This is a genomic window from Stomatobaculum longum, assembly GCA_000242235.1.
GTDB classification, from domain to species: Bacteria; Bacillota; Clostridia; order Lachnospirales; family Lachnospiraceae; genus Moryella; species Moryella longum.
In genome coordinates this window covers 25,582-41,605 of record JH590861.1, presented here as the reverse complement: position 1 = coordinate 41,605, position 16,024 = coordinate 25,582, and the positions used below count along the sequence as shown (strand labels likewise).

Below are 16,024 nucleotides of genomic sequence, written 5' to 3'. Positions count from 1 at the left end.
CTGTTCCGTTACGCGAGAAAGGCCTTGACCGCGCTATACACACCCTCGCCGTCCAGACCGTAGTGATGAATCAGTGCCTCTGCGGGGCCGGACTCCGTGTAACGGTCATAGACGCCGACACGCTTTAACTTTGCCGGGCACTGCTCTGCGAGCACTTCCGCAACTGCGGAGCCGAGACCGCCGATGACCGAGTGCTCCTCGACCGTGACAATCTTGCCGATTTCCTTGGCTGCGCGAAGCACAGCCTCCTCATTGAGCGGCTTAATGGTGTGCATGTCGATGACACGCGCTTCAATGCCCTCGGCCGCGAGCTTCTCCGCTGCCTCCATCGCAGAAGCGACCGGAAGACCCGCCGCGATAATCGCGACATCCTTGCCCTCGCGCATTGTAATCGCCTTGCCGATTTCAAACCGGTAGGTCTCGGGATTGTTGAACACCGGCGTCGCAAGGCGGCTAAAGCGCATGTAGACCGGTCCCTTGTGCGCATACGCGGCGCGCACCATGGCCTCGGCCTCAACATCATCCGACGGCACCATGACCACCATGCCCGGGATGGTGCGCATCAGCGCAAAGTCCTCGTTGCACTGGTGGGTCGCGCCATCCTCGCCGACCGAGATGCCGCCGTGGGTCGCCGCAATCTTCACATTGAGCTGCGGATAGCCGACGGAATTCCGAATCTGCTCATAGGCTCTGCCCGCCGCAAACATCGCAAACGAGCTCGCAAACGCGACGCGCCCGGTCGCGGCAATGCCGGCTGCGACACCGATCATGTTCTGTTCGGCGATGCCGCAGTTGATGTGGCGCTCCGGAAATGCCTTGCGGAACACCGCGGTCTTTGTGGAACCCGCGAGATCGGCATCCAGTACGAGAAAATCTTCATGTTCTTTTCCAAGTTCCGCGAGGGTTCTGCCGTAGCTCTCGCGGGTCGCAATCTTTTTTCCCTGACTCATAACATCTCCTCCGCCTTATCCAGTTCCGCCAGAGCCTTTGCGAGCTCCTCATCGTTCGGGCCCTTGCCGTGCCAGCCGACCTGATTTTCCATGAAGGAAATGCCCTTGCCCTTCACGGTCTTCATGACAATGGCCGTCGGACAGCCCTTCGTATTTCTCGCCTCCGCGAATGCCGCGCGAAGCTGATCAAAGTCATTGCCATCCTCCACATTGATCACATGGAAGTTGAAGGCCTCAAACTTCTTGTCAATCGGATAGGGCGAATTCACCTCGTCAATCGGGCCGTCAATCTGCAGATTGTTGTTGTCGACAATCACCACGAGGTTGTCGAGCTTCCGAAAGCCCGCGAGCATGGCTGCCTCCCAGACCTCTCCCTCTTCAATCTCACCGTCGCCGAGCAACGCATAGGTGCGATAGGACTCGCCGTAAATTTTCGCCGCGAGTGCCATGCCGACCGCTGCGGAGATGCCCTGACCGAGCGAACCGCTCGACATATCGACCCCCGGAATGTGCTTCATGTCCGGATGGCCCTGTAAATAGGAGCCGATGTGGCGGAGGGTTAAAAGATCTTCCTCCGGGAAAAAGCCTCTCGCCGCGAGCGCCGCGTAAAGGCCGGGTGCGCAGTGACCCTTCGAGAGCACAAAGCGGTCTCTTTTCGGATCCTCCGGGTTCTTCGGGTCAACGTGTAACTCCTCAAAGTAAAGCAGCGTGAACACTTCCGTTGCCGAGAGAGAGCCGCCCGGATGCCCGGACGCAGCCGCATGTGTGGCGCGGAGTATACCTCTCCGCAGCTTTAGCGCATATCGTTTCAGCTCCTGATTATCCATGTAATTTGTCTCCTCCTGTCCCCAAAGTCTAAAACAGACTTTGGATTCAGTATAGCAAAAGCTTCTATATAAGAGAAGAACCTATCTTGCGAAAAAGCTTGCGCGAATCGCCCTGAACCAGACATCAAAAAAGCTCAGGCTTACACCTGAGCTTCATCGAGCTTTCGGCCGGACTCGAACCGGCGACCCACGCATTACGAATGCGTTGCGCTACCAACTGCGCTACGAAAGCAAAGTGACCGATCCGGGAATCGAACCCGGGTTTGAGCCGTGAGAGGGCTCCGTCTTAGCCGCTTGACCAATCGGCCTTGTTGCTACCCTTTTCAGGGTGAATCGAGGCGACAAGATTCGAACTTGCGGCCTCAGCGTCCCGAACGCTGCGCTCTACCAAACTGAGCCACGCCTCGATAAAAACGATATATCTTTTCTCCGAGCTGACACTCGAAATGACCGATCCGGGAATCGAACCCGGGTTTGAGCCGTGAGAGGGCTCCGTCTTGACCGCTTGACCAATCGGCCTTACCTGTTGCATGCTCTTTTCAGAGCGAGTCGAGGCGACAAGATTCGAACTTGCGGCCTCAGCGTCCCGAACGCTGCGCTCTACCAAACTGAGCCACGCCTCGAACTGTTTCCTCAATGCTTTGACAGTATACTGGACAGCCACAAACTTGTCAACAAAAATTTGAAAAGAATAAAGGAAATCTCTCGCTGGATTGCAAAATCAGGTAGGACAGTCTGAAATCGGACATGGCGAACCTCTTACAATCATCCGTCTGTATTTCCTCTGCAAACTGCTTGTCGTATCACAAAACATGTGCTGATCAACAAGTACCGAAATAGTCGGTTCTGATACCAATCCTGCCTGTTAACAGACTGCAACGAAACAAAATAAACCGCTCTCCCCCCGTCTGCTTCCGCAGGCAGGGGGAGAGCGGTTCTTCTTGTCGCTATTACTTTACCACCAGGTTCACAATCTTATTCGGCACATAGATTTCCTTGACGAGGTTCTTGCCCTCGAGTGCGGCCTGCACTTTCTCGTCCGCCTTTGCGAGTGCGAGCGCCTCACTCTTCTCGCAGTCGGTCGGGATGGTCACGGTCGCTCGAAGCTTACCGTTCACCTGCACGCCGATTTCGATGCTCTCGTCGACGGTCTTCGCCTCATCGTGCTCCGGCCAGGAAGCAAGCTGCAGCGAGCCCTCGCCGCCCTGATTCTGATAAATCTCCTCGGCGATATGCGGCGCAAACGGATTCAAAAGCTTCACGAAGCAGAGAAGCTGCTCTCTGCCGATCTTCTTCTCCTTGCCGACCTCATTCAGGAAGGTCATGAGCGCAGCAATGGCTGTGTTGTACTTCTGCTCTTCGATGTCCGCCGATACTTTCTTGATGGTCTTGTGGAGCGAAGCCTCGAGCGACTTCACTGTCTCCGGCACCACGATATCCTGCAGCGCAAACACGCGCTCCAAGAAGCGGCGGCAGCCCTTGACCGAGCTGTCGTTCCACGGCGCCGCGGAGCCGTAATCGCCCATGAAGAGCACATAGACGCGAAGCGTATCCGCACCGTACTGGGAAACGATGTCCAGCGGATCCACAACATTGCCTTTCGACTTACTCATCTTCTCGCCGTCCGCGCCGAGTATCATGCCCTGCGCCGAGCGCTTCTTATAGGGCTCCGGCGTATTGACCTCGCCGAGGTCGTAGAGGAAGTGGTGCCAGAAGCGGGAATAAATCAGGTGGCGCGTCACATGCTCCATGCCGCCGTTGTACCAGTCGACCGGCATCCAGTAGTTAATCTTCTCTCTGTCCGCGAACTTCTCGCTGTTATGCGGGTCGCAGTAGCGAAGGAAATACCAGGAGGAACCCGCCCACTGCGGCATGGTATCGGTCTCACGCTTTGCCGCACCGCCGCACTTCGGGCAGGTGCAGTTCACGAACGACTCGACCTTCGCAAGCGGCGACTGACCGTCCTCACCGGGCTTAAAGTTATCCATATCGGGCAGGCGGAGCGGAAGTTCCTCGTAAGGAACCGCGACCACACCGCAGTTCGGGCAGTGAATCAGCGGAATCGGCTCACCCCAGTAACGCTGACGGTTAAAGGCCCAGTCCTTCATCTTGAACTGCACACCCGCGTGGCCGATGCCCTTCTCCGCGAGGAATTCGAGCATGCGCGCAATCGAATCCTTCTTGTTGGTCATACCGTTCAGGAAGTCGGAGTTAATCATGACGCCGTCGCCGCTGTAGGCTTCCTTCTCGAGATCGCCGCCCTCAATGACAGGGATAATCTCAGCACCGAAGCGCTTTGCGAACTCGTAGTCGCGCTGGTCGTGCGCCGGCACCGCCATAATCGCGCCGGTGCCGTAGCCCATCATGACATAGTCCGAAATGAAAATCGGAATCTCCTTGCCGCTGACCGGATTGACGGCCGTAATGCCCTCGATGCGGACACCTGTCTTGTCCTTGACGAGCTGGGTGCGCTCAAACTCGGTTTTACGGGAAGCCTCCTCGCGGTAAGCGAGCACGGCGTCCATGTTTTGAATCTTAGACGAGAACTTGTCAATCAGCGGGTGCTCGGGCGCAATGACCATGAAGGTCACGCCGAAGAGCGTGTCACAGCGCGTCGTATAGATTTCAAGCTTCTCATCGAGATCCTTTAACTGAAACTCGACGAAAGCACCTGTCGACTTGCCGATCCAGTTGACCTGCTGCTGCTTGATGTTCTCGGGATAATCCACCTCGTCGAGGCCAAGGAGAAGCTTATCCGCGTACTTCGTGATTTTTAAGTACCAGACATCCTTCGGAAGCTGGATGACATCCGAGTGGCAGATGTCGCACTTGCCGCCCTGGCTGTCCTCATTCGAGAGCACGACCTTACAGGACGGGCAATAGTTGACTAGGGTCTTATTGCGGAACACGAGTCCCTTCTCAAAGAGCTTTAAGAAAATCCACTGGGTCCACTTGTAGTAGTCGTCGCGGGAAGTGTCGATGACACGGGTCCAGTCAAAGGAGAAGCCGACGCGCTTCAACTGCTCCGAGAACTTCGCAATGTTCTTGTCCGTTATTTCGCGCGGGTGCGTGTTGGTCTTGATCGCATAGTTCTCGGTCGGCAGGCCGAAGGCATCAAAGCCGATCGGGAACAGCACATTGTAGCCCTGCATTCTCCGCTTTCTCGAGAGCACTTCGATGCTCGAGTACGCCTTGATGTGGCCGACATGCATGCCTGCGCCGCTCGGGTAAGGAAATTCCACGAGGCCGTAGAACTTCGGCTTCTCTGAAAAATCCTCCGCGTGGAAGATGCCCTCTTCCTCCCACTTTGCCTGCCACTTCGGCTCTATCTTCTGAAACGAGTAGTCCATCGCCTTTCCTCCGTCTTCTATCGGTATCTGAACTTAGATTGTAAATTTTCTGTTTTTATTTGTCAAACAGGGCACTCACATGAGATCAAAGAGCGAGAGCTGGTTCGACTCCGGGAGCTTGCCGAGGATACCGAGTTTGTCGAGCAGATCGCAGATGGTCTGCCCCACGCCGCTCCGCGCGCGGAAATCGTCCTTCGAGATAAACTGCCCCCCGGCCGCCGCGCGCACAATCTGCTCCGCCGCACTCTCGCCGAGTCCGTCGATCGAGGTGAGCGCCGGCATAATCTTTCCGTCCACAATCGTAAACTGCGTTGCCTTGACGCGGTAGAGGTCGATCGGCAGGAACGAGAAGCCTCTCGCATACATTTCCTGGGCAATTCTGCCGTCCTTGACCATATCCTCTTCCTTCGGCGTCAGCGGATTCACGCGGTTGCCGCTGTAGTCCCGCTTCTTTAATTCGGCGAGCAGGAATTCAAGCCGCTCCTTGCCCTGGCACATACCCTCATAGCTGAAGCCGGTCGCGCGGATGGAGAAATAGGCCGCGTAGTAGGCGAGCGGATAAAAGATTTTGCAGTAGCCGATGCGCCACGCCATCATGACATAGGCCGCGGCATGCGCCTTCGGGAACATGTACTTGATCTTTTTGCAGGACCAGATATACCAGTCCGGCACCTCGTGCTCCCGCATGTGTGCCTCCCAGTCCGGCGTGAGTCCCTTGCCCTTTCGGACGGACTCCATGATTTTAAAGCTCTCCTGCGGGTCCATGCCCCACTGAATCAGCGAGAGCATGATGTCGTCTCGCGTGCAGATGGCGGTCTGAATGGTCGCCGTGCCTTCGGAAATCAGCACTTCCGCATTGCCCTGCCAGACATCGGTGCCGTGCGCGAGTCCCGCAATGCGGACCAAATCGGAAAAGCCCTTCGGCTTGGCCTCGATGACCATGTTCATCGCGAAGTCGGTGCCGAACTCCGGAATGCCGAGCGCGCCGAGCTGGCAGCCGAGGATATCGTCCGGTTTCACGCCGAGCGCCTCGGTGCTCTGAAAGAGGCTCATGACCTCCGGCGAATCGAGCGGGATGTCCTTCACCGGATCGATCTGTGTGAGATCCTGCAGCATGCGTATCATGGTCGGATCCTGGTGTCCCAAGATATCGAGTTTCAGGAGGTTATGATCGATCGCGTGATACTCGAAATGTGTCGTGATAATCGGCGAAGTCGCATCGTTCGCCGGATGCTGCAAGGGCGTAAAGGAGTAAATCGACTCGCCCTTCGGCAAGACGACAATACCGCCCGGATGCTGCCCTGTGGTACGCCGCACGCCGACGCAGCCCTGCACGAGGCGGTTAATCTCGCACTTTCGCTTTCTGGTCCCGTGCTCCTCAAAGTAATTCTTCACATAGCCGAAGGCCGTCTTCTCGGCGAGCGTGCCGACGGTTCCCGCACGGAAGGTCTGCCCCTTGCCGAAAATGACCTCGGTGTAGGCGTGCGCCGAGCTCTGGTTTTCACCGGAGAAATTCAAATCGATATCCGGCTCCTTGTCGCCCTTAAAGCCGAGGAAGGTCTCAAACGGGATGTCAAAACCGTCCTTTTTAAGCTTCGCGCCGCAGTGCGGGCATATCTGATCCGGCATGTCGCAGCCCGCGGTCCCCGCGAACCGTTTCGGAATCTCGGAATCGAAGTCCGAGTATCGGCAGTTCGGGCAGACATAGTGCGGCGGCAGGGGATTCACCTCGGTGATGCCCGCCGTGTAGGCGACAAAGGAGGAGCCGACCGAGCCGCGAGAGCCGACGAGATAGCCCTCTTCGTTCGAGTGCTTCACGAGTTCCTGCGCAATGATGTACATGACGGCGAAGCCGTTCTTGATGATGGAGCTCAGCTCCTTTTCGAGCCGGTTCTTCACAATCTCCGGAAGCGGGTTTCCGTACTGCGCGTAGGCCTTGCCATAGCAGAGTTCCGTGAGCTTTTCGTCCGAGCGGTCAATGACCGGCGGGCTCTTGTCCGGGCGCACCGGAGAGATGCGCTCCACCATGCGCGCAATTTTCTGCGTGTTTTTGATGACCACCTCTTCGCACTTCTCGGGACCGAGGTAGGCAAATTCTTTCAACATCTCCTCGGTGGTCCGGAAATAGAGCGGCGGCTGCTTGTCGGCGTCTTCGTATTTGTTGCCGAAGAAAATCATGCGCCGGTAAATCTCATCTTCCGGATTCAGGAAATGCACGTCGCAGGTCGCGACCACAGGCTTCTGGAGCGCATCGCCGAGCGCTACAATGCGGCGGTTTAAGTTCTTTAAATCCTCTTCGGTGTCCGGGGCAAAGCGGTCGCTGTCCAGCATGAAGAGGTTGTTCCCGATCGGCTGAATCTCCAGATAGTCGTAAAAGTTCGCGATGCGGTTCACCTCTTCTTCCGGGGCATCGCGGAGCAGCGCCTGGTAGAGCTCGCCTGCCTCGCAGGCGGAGCCGATGATCAGCCCCTCGCGATAGCGCTGCAGTTCGCTCTTCGGAATCCGCGGGCGCTTTTGAAAATACTTTAAGTGCGAGTCCGAGACAAGGCGGTACAAATTTACCCGCCCGAGCTCATTCTTTGCGAGGATGATCACATGGTAGCTGTTCATCTTCTTAATCAGCGCTTCGGAGCTGTCGCCGAGCGTCGCAACCTCGACCAGGGTATGCGCCCCCTGTTCCTTTAGCATCCCCATGAACTTTAAGAAGATGCCGGCCGTGCACTCGGCATCATCGACCGCGCGGTGATGGTTTTCGAGTGACACGCCGAGCGCCTTCGCGACCGTATCGAGCTTATAGCGGTTCAGCTTCGGCAGCAGGACATGCGCGAGACTCACGGTGTCAAGAATGGTCGGCGCATAGGAAAGCCCCAGCGAGCGCGCATTCTCGCGGATAAAGCTCGTGTCAAAGCTCGCGTTGTGTGCGACCACGGCGGCATCGCCGCAAAAGGCGAGGAAGTCGGGCAGCACCTTCCCGATGGTCGGCGCGGTTCGCACCATCGCATCGTTAATCCCGGTCAACTGCTCGATGTGATAGGGAATCGGCAGCTCCGGGTTCACAAACTGCGAAAAGCGGTCCACAATCTTTCCGCCCTCCAGTTTCACCGCGCCGATCTCGATGATTTTGTTTTTCCGCGGGGAGAAACCGGTGGTCTCAATGTCAAAGACCACAAAGCTGTCGTCGAGTGTCTTCTCCCCCGGCGAGATGACGAGTTCCTTCAAGTCATCGACCAGATAGCCCTCGACGCCGTAGATGATTTTCGGATTGTTTTCCCGGTCATCGGAGACCGTGTGCCAGGCCTCCGGGAAGGCCTGCAAATTGCCGTGGTCGGTGATGGCGACCGCCTCCATGCCCCAGCGCTTCACCTGCTTGATAATATCCTTCGCACTGCTCACGGCGTCGAGATCGCTCATTTTCGTGTGACAGTGTAGCTCCACCCGCTTCTCTCTCGCGTGATCCTCCCGCTTCGATTCCTCAAAGGGTTCGGTCTTCTTCAGTCCGCGCACGGCGCCGAGAATCAGCTCGCCGTCCCGGCTGTCAATCGTCGTCGCGCCGCGAAGTTTGAAAAACGCACCGACCTTTAAAGCTCCCTTCAGGCGGTCCAGCTCCTCGCCTTCACCGCGCACAAAGAGTTTCGCGGTGATCGAGTCCGTATAGTCCGTGACGGAAAAGACAAAGAGCGTGCTGCCGCTCTTTTCGATAAAATGCGTGTCCAGTTCAAAAATCTTGCCGCGCAGCGTGACTTCTCCGCCGACTTCCGTGATCTCCGAAATCGGCGTGCACTCGTCGTCGAAATCCCTGCCGTAGAGCACATCGGGATTGTCCGAGCGGCGTGAGGAGCGCGAATACTCGCGCCGCTCGCCGCGAAACTTGTCACCGGAAAAACGGCTTTTGCTCTCGTTGCCTTTTTTCTCCGCCGGATTCTTTTTCGGCGCGGCGGCTTTGTCGCCGGCCGGCTGCTTCGCAGGGGGCGCGCTGTCCGGCTCTCCCGGCAGCGTGTCCGCTGCACCTTCCGCCGGGAGGAAGAAACCCTCTTCTTCCTCTTTTTTTTGCCGCACGGCGAGCGCCTCCGCCGGCACTTCGGCAAGCTGCTTCTTTTCAAACGGCACAAAATTCGGCCGAAACTCCATTTTGAGCCCGCAGCGGCCCTCAAAAACCTCTTCTTCCAGATAGCGGCGCAAATCCTGCATCACCGAGCGGTTTAAGGACATATCTTCGACATCGCAGAGCAACACATTCGGCGAAGGGAAACGCACCTTGCCGCGCTCCAGAATCCGCGCGGCGAGAAGCGAACGGCTTCTCAGCTCCTCCAAGAGGCTGTCCCGGTAGGCCTGAAACAGCTGCTCCGCGGTGAAATCGCCGCCGAGCTGAAAGCGCTCTCGCACTTCGACACGAATGTTTCGTTTCCCGAAGAGCTGCTCTCGCATCTCCTCCGCGAGCGCCTGAAACGTAGCGCGCTCGGCAAAACTGCGCGAGACCACATAGACCGTCAGACGGGCCATATCGTCCGAGACCACAACCCGCTCCACAAGCAAGCAGGCGACAAGCGCCTGTTCTGCCGCTGTCGCCTGAAAATGCGGAAATACTTCGGTAAATGCTTTCATCGCCGTTCCGCCCTGATGCGCTGCAATTCGGCCTCCAGAGCCGGGAGCAGTTCGCTTTCGGGCATGGTCCGTATCACCTCGCCCTTTCGAATCAGAACGCCCGCACCCTTGCCGCCTGCCACGCCGAAATCGGCCTCCCGCGCCTCGCCGGGGCCGTTCACGACGCAACCCATAACCGCGACGCGGACATCCAGGTCGCTGTAGCGCTCCACGAGACTCTCGACCCGGTTCGCGAGGCCGATCAAATCGATTTCCGTGCGGCCGCAGGTCGGGCAGGACACAACCTCGACACCGCCCTTCCGAAGGCCGAGACTCTTTAAAATTTCGCGCGCCGCCTTGATTTCCTCAAGCGGATCCCCGGTCAGCGAGACGCGTATCGTGTCGCCGATGCCCTCGTAGAGAATCACGCCGAGTCCGACCGCGGACTTCACGGTACCGCGGAGCAGCGTCCCCGCCTCGGTGATGCCGATGTGCAGGGGATAATCGGTCTCGACCGCGAGCAGCTCATGCGCCCGGATGCACATCAGCACGTCCGAGGACTTGATGCTGATGACCAGATTCTCATAGCCGAGTTCCTCGATACGGCGCACCTTTTCGAGTGCGGACTCCACAATACCCTCGGCAGTCACACCGCCGTATTTTTGCAGCAAATCTTTTTCGAGCGAACCCGAGTTCACGCCGACCCGGATCGGGATGTTGCGCTCTTTTGCGGCGTTCACAACTTCCCGCAGCTTCCAATCCTCGCCGATGTTGCCGGGGTTAATGCGTATCTTGTCGGCGCCGTGTTCCGTGGCCGCAAGTGCCAGACGATAATCAAAGTGAATGTCCGCGACCAGCGGAATTTTGATCTGCCGCCGGATTTCCGCTAAGGCCTCCGCCGCCGCCATGGTCGGCACGGCGACCCGCACAATCTCACAGCCCGCCGCCGTGAGCGCGCGAATCTGCGCGACTGTCGCTTCGACATCCTCTGTCTTCGTATTGCACATCGACTGGATGCGAATCGGGTGATCGCCGCCGATTGCGACATCGCCGATTCGCACCACCCTTGTCTTATGACGTTCTCTCATCTCTTCTCCTTAGAAGCCCGTGTGCTGCACAATGCGCATAATGTCATTCCAGAGCACATAGAGCATGAGTCCCATCAGCAGGACAAAGCCTGTCAGGTGGACTGTCGCCTCGATTTTCCGGTTCAGGGGACGCCGTATCACGGCTTCGACCGCCGTGAGCAGCGCTCTGCCGCCGTCCAGCGCGGGGAGCGGCAAGAGGTTCATGACCCCAAGGTTTGCGCTGAGTAAAAGGCCGAACGAAAACAGCGAGAGCAGCATGACGCGAAGCCCGTAGGGGCGCGCCGCGTCCATATTCTCGCTGATGGCCTGGACAATGCCGACCGGCCCGGTCAGATTTTTCGGAGATACCGCCCCCTTGACGAGCATGCGCACAGACTGAATCGCCATGCGGATGTTGAGCCCCACTTCTCCGGCCGCATAGTAGACGAGCTCCGCCGGATTTTTGACCGGCATGCTTCCCGCGGACACAATGCCCGTATAGTAGCCGTCCTGCTCCTTTAAGTATTTCGGCGTCACCGTGACCGTGCGCTTTTCACCCGCCGGCGTCTCATAGCGGAAGGTAATCGGCTCGCCCGCATGGAACCGGAGCGCCATCGAGACATCGCGGAAAAAGACAGCCTTGCTGCCGTTGACCGCGAGAATGCGATCCCCTGCTTTCAGTCCCGCTTCCTCCGCCGGCATGCCGGGCATAAGCTGTCCGATATAAGGCTTGTCGACACCCGTCTGCATGACCAGGACAAGTCCGAGCAGAAACGCGAGCAGGAAATTAAAGCAAGCGCCGGCAATCAGAATGAAAAAACGCTGCCAGGGCGCATGGGCCGTAAAGTCCCCCGGCCTTAGCTCTCTCTTGCTTTCATCTTCTCCCTGCATCGCGCAAAAACCGCCGAACGGCACGGCGCGAATCGCATATTCGGTATCGCCGCGCTTCTTTGCGATAATCTTTGGTCCCATGCCGAGCGAGAAGCTGTCCACGCCGACGCCGAAGAGGTGCGCCGCAAGAAAATGCCCGAGCTCATGAAAGAAGATAATAAACCCAAAGAGTAAAACGGCCAGAATGATATTGACAAGCTGATGCACAAACTCTCCTCTCTATCCGATCTATCGTTATGCGAGGTGATAACGCGCCTTGAGCCACGCCTCCGTGGACTTCTGAAGCGCAAGTATATCCGAGACGGCCGGCGACCCGAGCAGCCCGACCTTCTCGTGCTGTTCCATCGCGTCTTCTATGCAGGACGCAATTTGCAGATAGCTGATTTTCTCATCGAGAAAGGCGCGGACGGCGACTTCATTTGCCGCGTTGAAGACGGTCGGCAGACTGCCGCCCAGTCGGCCTGCGTGGTAGGCGAGCTTTAAACCCGGGAACGCCTTGAAGTCCGGCGCCGAAAAATCCAGCTTGCCGAGCGCTGCGAGGTCCAGGCGCTTGCTGCCGGCGAGCTTTTTGCGCTTCGGATAATAGAGCGCATACTGAATCGGGAGTTTCATATCCGGGGTGCCGAGCTCCGCCATGACCGCGCCATCCATAAATTCGACCGCGGAGTGCAGAATGCTCTGCGGCTGCACGAGCACCTCGATTTCATCAACCTCGACATCGAAGAGCCAGCGCGCTTCAATGAGCTCAAGTCCCTTGTTGACCATGGTCGAGGAATCAATGGTCACCTTATGCCCCATGTTCCAGGTCGGATGCCGGAGGGCGTCCTGCAAGGTCACCTTCTCGAGCTGCTTTCTCGTGTAGCCGCGGAACGGGCCGCCGGAAGCGGTCAGCAGAATTTTCCGGATCCGATTCTTCTTGTTGCCGCGGAGACATTGAAAGATGGCCGAGTGCTCCGAGTCGACCGGCAGTATCTTGACGCCCTCGCGAGCGGCGAGCGGCATGATGATGTGCCCCGCACAGACCAGCGTCTCCTTGTTTGCGAGCGCAATGTTCTTGCCCTCGCGAATTGCCGCGACGGTCGGCTCAATGCCTATCATTCCGACAATCCCTGTGACCAGCGTCTTTGCCTTAGCCTCGGTCGCAACTTCGATTAGGCCCTCCTGCCCGGCGTAGACTTTGGTTCCGGTGTCCGCGACCTTGACTTTCAGCTCTGCCGCCTTCGCTTCATCGTAGACGCAGACCGTGCGCGGGTGAAATTCACGGATCTGCTCCTCGAGCAGCGCAATGTTTCCGCGCGCCGCAAGCGCCTCAATGCGGATGTCGCCGTTGGCGCGCGCCACCTCGAGAGTCTGTGTGCCGATGGAACCCGTGGAACCGAGAACGGAAATATGTCTCATATCTTGCCTCCTCAATGACGGACAAAGTAACTGTAGAGAAACAGCGCAAAGAAGATTGCCGGTGCGGTGAAGAGCAGGCTGTCAAACCGGTCCAGAATACCGCCGTGTCCGGGAATCAGATCGCCGTAGTCCTTGACCTCGTGGTCACGCTTGATCGCCGAAGCCGCGAGATCGCCGATCTGCGAAATCACCGCGCTGAAGGCGCAGGCAAACAGGCAGGCAAAGCCCGGGTTCCCGAGTTCCGCGAGCTCTGCGCGAAGGAAAAAGCCGAAGGCCAGGCCGAGAAGCGCTGCCCCCGCGACGCCGCCGATTGCGCCCTCGACCGTCTTTTTAGGACTGAGAACCGGCGCGAAGTGATGAGAACCTGCCAGCATGCCGACCACATAGGCACAGGTGTCGCAGCCCCAGCTCGAGATGAAGATGAGCCAGACCAGATAGGCGCCGTGCGGCATGCTGCGCACGCGGTATACATAGGAGAACATCACGGTTGTATAGAGCACGCCCATGAGCCCGACCGCAATCTGCTCGGTGCGATAGCGCGGGTAGCTCAGCACAAAGAGCGCCATCAGCGCCATCAGCGTGCCGATCATGAGCGGCATGCCGTAGTCATAGTGCCGTGCGAGCAACAAGAGGTAATACGCAATACTCGAGAGATAGCCGACGATGCCGAGCGGCTCTCGCTCTGTCTTGACGACGCGATACAATTCGAACTGCCCGATCAGCGAAATTGCCATCATGCTGCAATAAAGCACCATACCGCCGCGCCGCAGCGCGAGAAACGCAAGCAACACCAGCACAATGCCGCTCAAGAGACGCAGGTGGAACTTCCGGCTGCCAAGGATGTTCAACAGGCGGGACATGTGCATACTCCTCCTTTTGTCTTAACTGATACGACCGCCGAAGCGACGCTCTCTTTGGTTGTAGGCGAGAATCGCATCTTCGAGTGCTTCCATCGTGAAATCCGGCCAGTAGAGCGGCGTCACATAGAGTTCACTGTAGGCGAGCTGCCAGAGCAGGAAATTCGAGAGGCGAAGTTCACCGCTCGTGCGAATCAAAAGATCCGGATCCGGAATTCCCGCCGTATCGAGACTGTTTGAAATCTCCTCTTCCGTGAGACTCGTGTCCCCGCTCGCCCGCTTTGCGTCCAGAAGGCGCAGAAACGCACGGCGCAACTCATCCCGGCCGCCGTAATTAATCGCGATCACGAAGGTCATCCCGGTGTCCTCCCTGGTCTCCTCGACCAGACGATCAATCGCTGCCACAATGTCCGGCGCAAAACGCGACTTGTCGCCTATCATCTTGCAGCGACAGCCCTCCTCCTTCGCAACCTTCAGGAGCTTTTTTAAATACAGGCGGAAAAGGTGCATGAGCGCACCGACCTCTTCTTCCGAGCGCTTCCAGTTCTCCGTTGAAAAACCGTAGACCGTGAGGTACTTGACACCGAGCGCCGCACAGTCGCGCACGGTCTGTTCCACCGCCTCGCAGCCCGCCTTATGCCCCATCGCGCGCGGCAGGGACCGCTCCGCCGCCCATCTGCCGTTTCCGTCCAATATGATTGCAATGTGTTCGGGAATCACCTTCCCCGCAAGTCGCTCTGTCATCCTGCCTCCTCATGTTCAAAAAAGGCGGTCCTGCTCGGACCGCCACTCTGCCAAACTTTAACGGTGTGTCAGACTGTCATGAGCTCCTTGTCCTTGACCTCGACCGCCTTATCAATGCGTTCCACCGCCTTATCCGTCAGCTTCTGCAGCTTCTCGTTTGCGTCAGAGAGATCATCCTCGGTGATCTCGTTTGCCTTCTCCATTTTTTTGAAGACATCTGCGCCGTCGCGGCGGATGTTGCGGACGGCAACCTTTGCCGCCTCTCCCTTTTTTCGAATGTCCTTGGTCAGCGCCTTTCTGCGCTCTTCGGTGAGCTCCGGGAACAGGAGGCGAATCACCGAGCCGTCGTTCGTCGGGTTGATGCCGAGGTCCGAGGTCAGGATTGCCTTTTCAATCTCCTTCAAGAGGCTCTTGTCCCAGGGCTGAATCAGAATCATTCTTGCCTCCGGCACCGAGACATTGCCGACCTGCTGCAGCGGCGTCTGCGTGCCGTAGTAATCGACCGTGATGCGGTCCAGAACATGCGGGTTGGCTCTGCCGGCGCGAATTGCCGAGAACTCTTCCTGCATGAACGAGATCGTCTTGTTCATTCTGTCTTCCAGCTCTTTGAGTGTATCCTTTAAGTCTGCCATCTCATCCTCCAGGGTATCTAAATTTATACCGTCACCGTTGTGCCGTGAATCACGCCGCGGAGTGCATCCGCGATTGCGTTGTCGCCGTGCAAATCAAAGATTGCGAGCGGAATCTTATTTTCCATGCAGAGCACGCTCGCCGTCAGGTCAATGACCCCGAGCTTTTTGTCGATCATCTCCTGCATGGTCAGGGTGTCGTAGCGCTTTGCATCCGGGTCGAGCTTCGGATCCGCTGTGTAGACGCCGTCAATCGACTTCGCGAGCAGAATCTCATCGACGCCGAGCTCCGTGGCCCGGAGCGCAATCCCGGTGTCGGTCGAGAAGTACGGATGTCCCGTGCCGCCCGCAAAGAAAAGCACTCTGCCCGCCGCAAAGAGCGCATTCGCCTTGTCGACCGAAAAGAGCTCGGTCATCGCGCCGCAGAGGAAGGGACTGAATATCTCCGTCTCCATGCCCTCGCCGCGGAAGATCTCCGAGACATAGATGCAGTTCATGACAGTCGCGAGCATCCCGATCTGGTCGGCCTTCACGCGGGCAATCTCCGTCCCGGTTCTGCCTCTCCAGTAGTTGCCGCCGCCGATGACGATGCCGACCTCGACGCCCGCATCGACCGAGCGCTTGACCTGCCGCGCAATGTCCCGGACCACTGCCTCGTCATAGCCCTTGCCGTTCGCATTCGCAAGCGCTTCGCCGGAGAGTTTCAGCATTACTCTTCTCTTTTTCATGC

10 protein-coding genes, 5 tRNA genes and 1 pseudogene are annotated in these 16,024 nt (G+C 57.8%); all 16 read right to left on the bottom strand.

The genetic code is table 11. The annotated features are described in order from the left end of the window. Positions 1-8: 8 nt before the first annotated feature. Positions 9-950: a transketolase family protein gene (locus HMPREF9623_RS00205; RefSeq protein WP_009531869.1), complete on the bottom strand. Its 942-nt coding sequence runs from the start codon at positions 948-950 to the stop codon at positions 9-11. Beyond that, positions 947-1,807: pseudogene (locus HMPREF9623_RS00200) on the bottom strand (transketolase); the annotation flags it as partial. The pseudogene HMPREF9623_RS00200 and the gene HMPREF9623_RS00205, both read right to left, overlap by 4 nt. Before the next feature lie 129 nt (positions 1,808-1,936). Beyond that, positions 1,937-2,009 (bottom strand) — tRNA-Thr (locus HMPREF9623_RS00195). Between the two features lie 4 nt (positions 2,010-2,013). Then, positions 2,014-2,085, bottom strand: a tRNA-Glu gene (locus HMPREF9623_RS00190). Positions 2,086-2,110: 25 nt separating this feature from the next. Beyond that, positions 2,111-2,184, bottom strand: a tRNA-Pro gene (locus tag HMPREF9623_RS00185). 40 nt (positions 2,185-2,224) lie between these two features. Continuing rightward, positions 2,225-2,296, bottom strand: a tRNA-Glu gene (locus HMPREF9623_RS00180). 30 nt (positions 2,297-2,326) lie between these two features. Further along, positions 2,327-2,400, bottom strand: a tRNA-Pro gene (locus tag HMPREF9623_RS00175). 327 nt (positions 2,401-2,727) lie between these two features. Beyond that, positions 2,728-5,127: a leucine--tRNA ligase gene (gene leuS / locus HMPREF9623_RS00170; RefSeq protein ID WP_009531867.1), complete on the bottom strand. Its 2,400-nt coding sequence runs from the start codon at positions 5,125-5,127 to the stop codon at positions 2,728-2,730. A 75-nt stretch (positions 5,128-5,202) separates the two neighbouring features. After that, positions 5,203-9,729, bottom strand: coding sequence for a PolC-type DNA polymerase III (locus HMPREF9623_RS00165; RefSeq protein WP_009531866.1), 4,527 nt, complete (start codon positions 9,727-9,729; stop codon positions 5,203-5,205). Beyond that, the gene (ispG, locus tag HMPREF9623_RS00160; RefSeq protein ID WP_009531865.1) at positions 9,726-10,796 is read right to left on the bottom strand and encodes a flavodoxin-dependent (E)-4-hydroxy-3-methylbut-2-enyl-diphosphate synthase; all 1,071 of its coding nucleotides are present in this window, start codon (positions 10,794-10,796) and stop codon (positions 9,726-9,728) included. The genes HMPREF9623_RS00165 and ispG overlap by 4 nt, the downstream gene beginning before the upstream one ends. 9 nt (positions 10,797-10,805) lie before the next feature. Further along, on the bottom strand, positions 10,806-11,873 hold the full coding sequence (locus HMPREF9623_RS00155) for a M50 family metallopeptidase (protein ID WP_009531864.1): 1,068 nt from the start codon (positions 11,871-11,873) through the stop codon (positions 10,806-10,808). A gap of 27 nt (positions 11,874-11,900) precedes the next feature. Continuing rightward, the gene (locus tag HMPREF9623_RS00150) at positions 11,901-13,064 is read right to left on the bottom strand and encodes a 1-deoxy-D-xylulose-5-phosphate reductoisomerase (RefSeq protein ID WP_009531863.1); all 1,164 of its coding nucleotides are present in this window, start codon (positions 13,062-13,064) and stop codon (positions 11,901-11,903) included. 11 nt (positions 13,065-13,075) lie between these two features. Further along, positions 13,076-13,924, bottom strand: coding sequence for a phosphatidate cytidylyltransferase (locus HMPREF9623_RS00145; protein ID WP_009531862.1), 849 nt, complete (start codon positions 13,922-13,924; stop codon positions 13,076-13,078). 21 nt (positions 13,925-13,945) lie between these two features. Further along, on the bottom strand, positions 13,946-14,665 hold the full coding sequence (gene uppS, locus HMPREF9623_RS00140) for a polyprenyl diphosphate synthase (protein ID WP_009531861.1): 720 nt from the start codon (positions 14,663-14,665) through the stop codon (positions 13,946-13,948). Positions 14,666-14,733: 68 nt separating this feature from the next. Next, the gene (frr, locus tag HMPREF9623_RS00135; protein WP_009531860.1) at positions 14,734-15,297 is read right to left on the bottom strand and encodes a ribosome recycling factor; all 564 of its coding nucleotides are present in this window, start codon (positions 15,295-15,297) and stop codon (positions 14,734-14,736) included. Positions 15,298-15,320: 23 nt separating this feature from the next. Further along, entirely contained in the window at positions 15,321-16,022 is a 702-nt protein-coding gene (pyrH, locus tag HMPREF9623_RS00130; protein ID WP_009531859.1) for a UMP kinase, read from the bottom strand. Positions 16,023-16,024: the final 2 nt, after the last annotated feature.

What these genes read in the sequence shown, in the direction of transcription:
- HMPREF9623_RS00205 (WP_009531869.1), bottom strand. Translation starts at nt 950, where the DNA reads ATGAGTCAGGGAAAAAAGATTGCGACCCGCGAGAGCTACGGCAGAACC.
- leuS (WP_009531867.1), bottom strand. Translation starts at nt 5,127, where the DNA reads ATGGACTACTCGTTTCAGAAGATAGAGCCGAAGTGGCAGGCAAAGTGG.
- HMPREF9623_RS00165 (WP_009531866.1), bottom strand. Translation starts at nt 9,729, where the DNA reads ATGAAAGCATTTACCGAAGTATTTCCGCATTTTCAGGCGACAGCGGCA.
- ispG (WP_009531865.1), bottom strand. Translation starts at nt 10,796, where the DNA reads ATGAGAGAACGTCATAAGACAAGGGTGGTGCGAATCGGCGATGTCGCA.
- HMPREF9623_RS00150 (WP_009531863.1), bottom strand. Translation starts at nt 13,064, where the DNA reads ATGAGACATATTTCCGTTCTCGGTTCCACGGGTTCCATCGGCACACAG.
- HMPREF9623_RS00145 (WP_009531862.1), bottom strand. Translation starts at nt 13,924, where the DNA reads ATGTCCCGCCTGTTGAACATCCTTGGCAGCCGGAAGTTCCACCTGCGT.
- uppS (WP_009531861.1), bottom strand. Translation starts at nt 14,665, where the DNA reads ATGACAGAGCGACTTGCGGGGAAGGTGATTCCCGAACACATTGCAATC.
- frr (WP_009531860.1), bottom strand. Translation starts at nt 15,297, where the DNA reads ATGGCAGACTTAAAGGATACACTCAAAGAGCTGGAAGACAGAATGAAC.
- pyrH (WP_009531859.1), bottom strand. Translation starts at nt 16,022, where the DNA reads ATGAAAAAGAGAAGAGTAATGCTGAAACTCTCCGGCGAAGCGCTTGCG.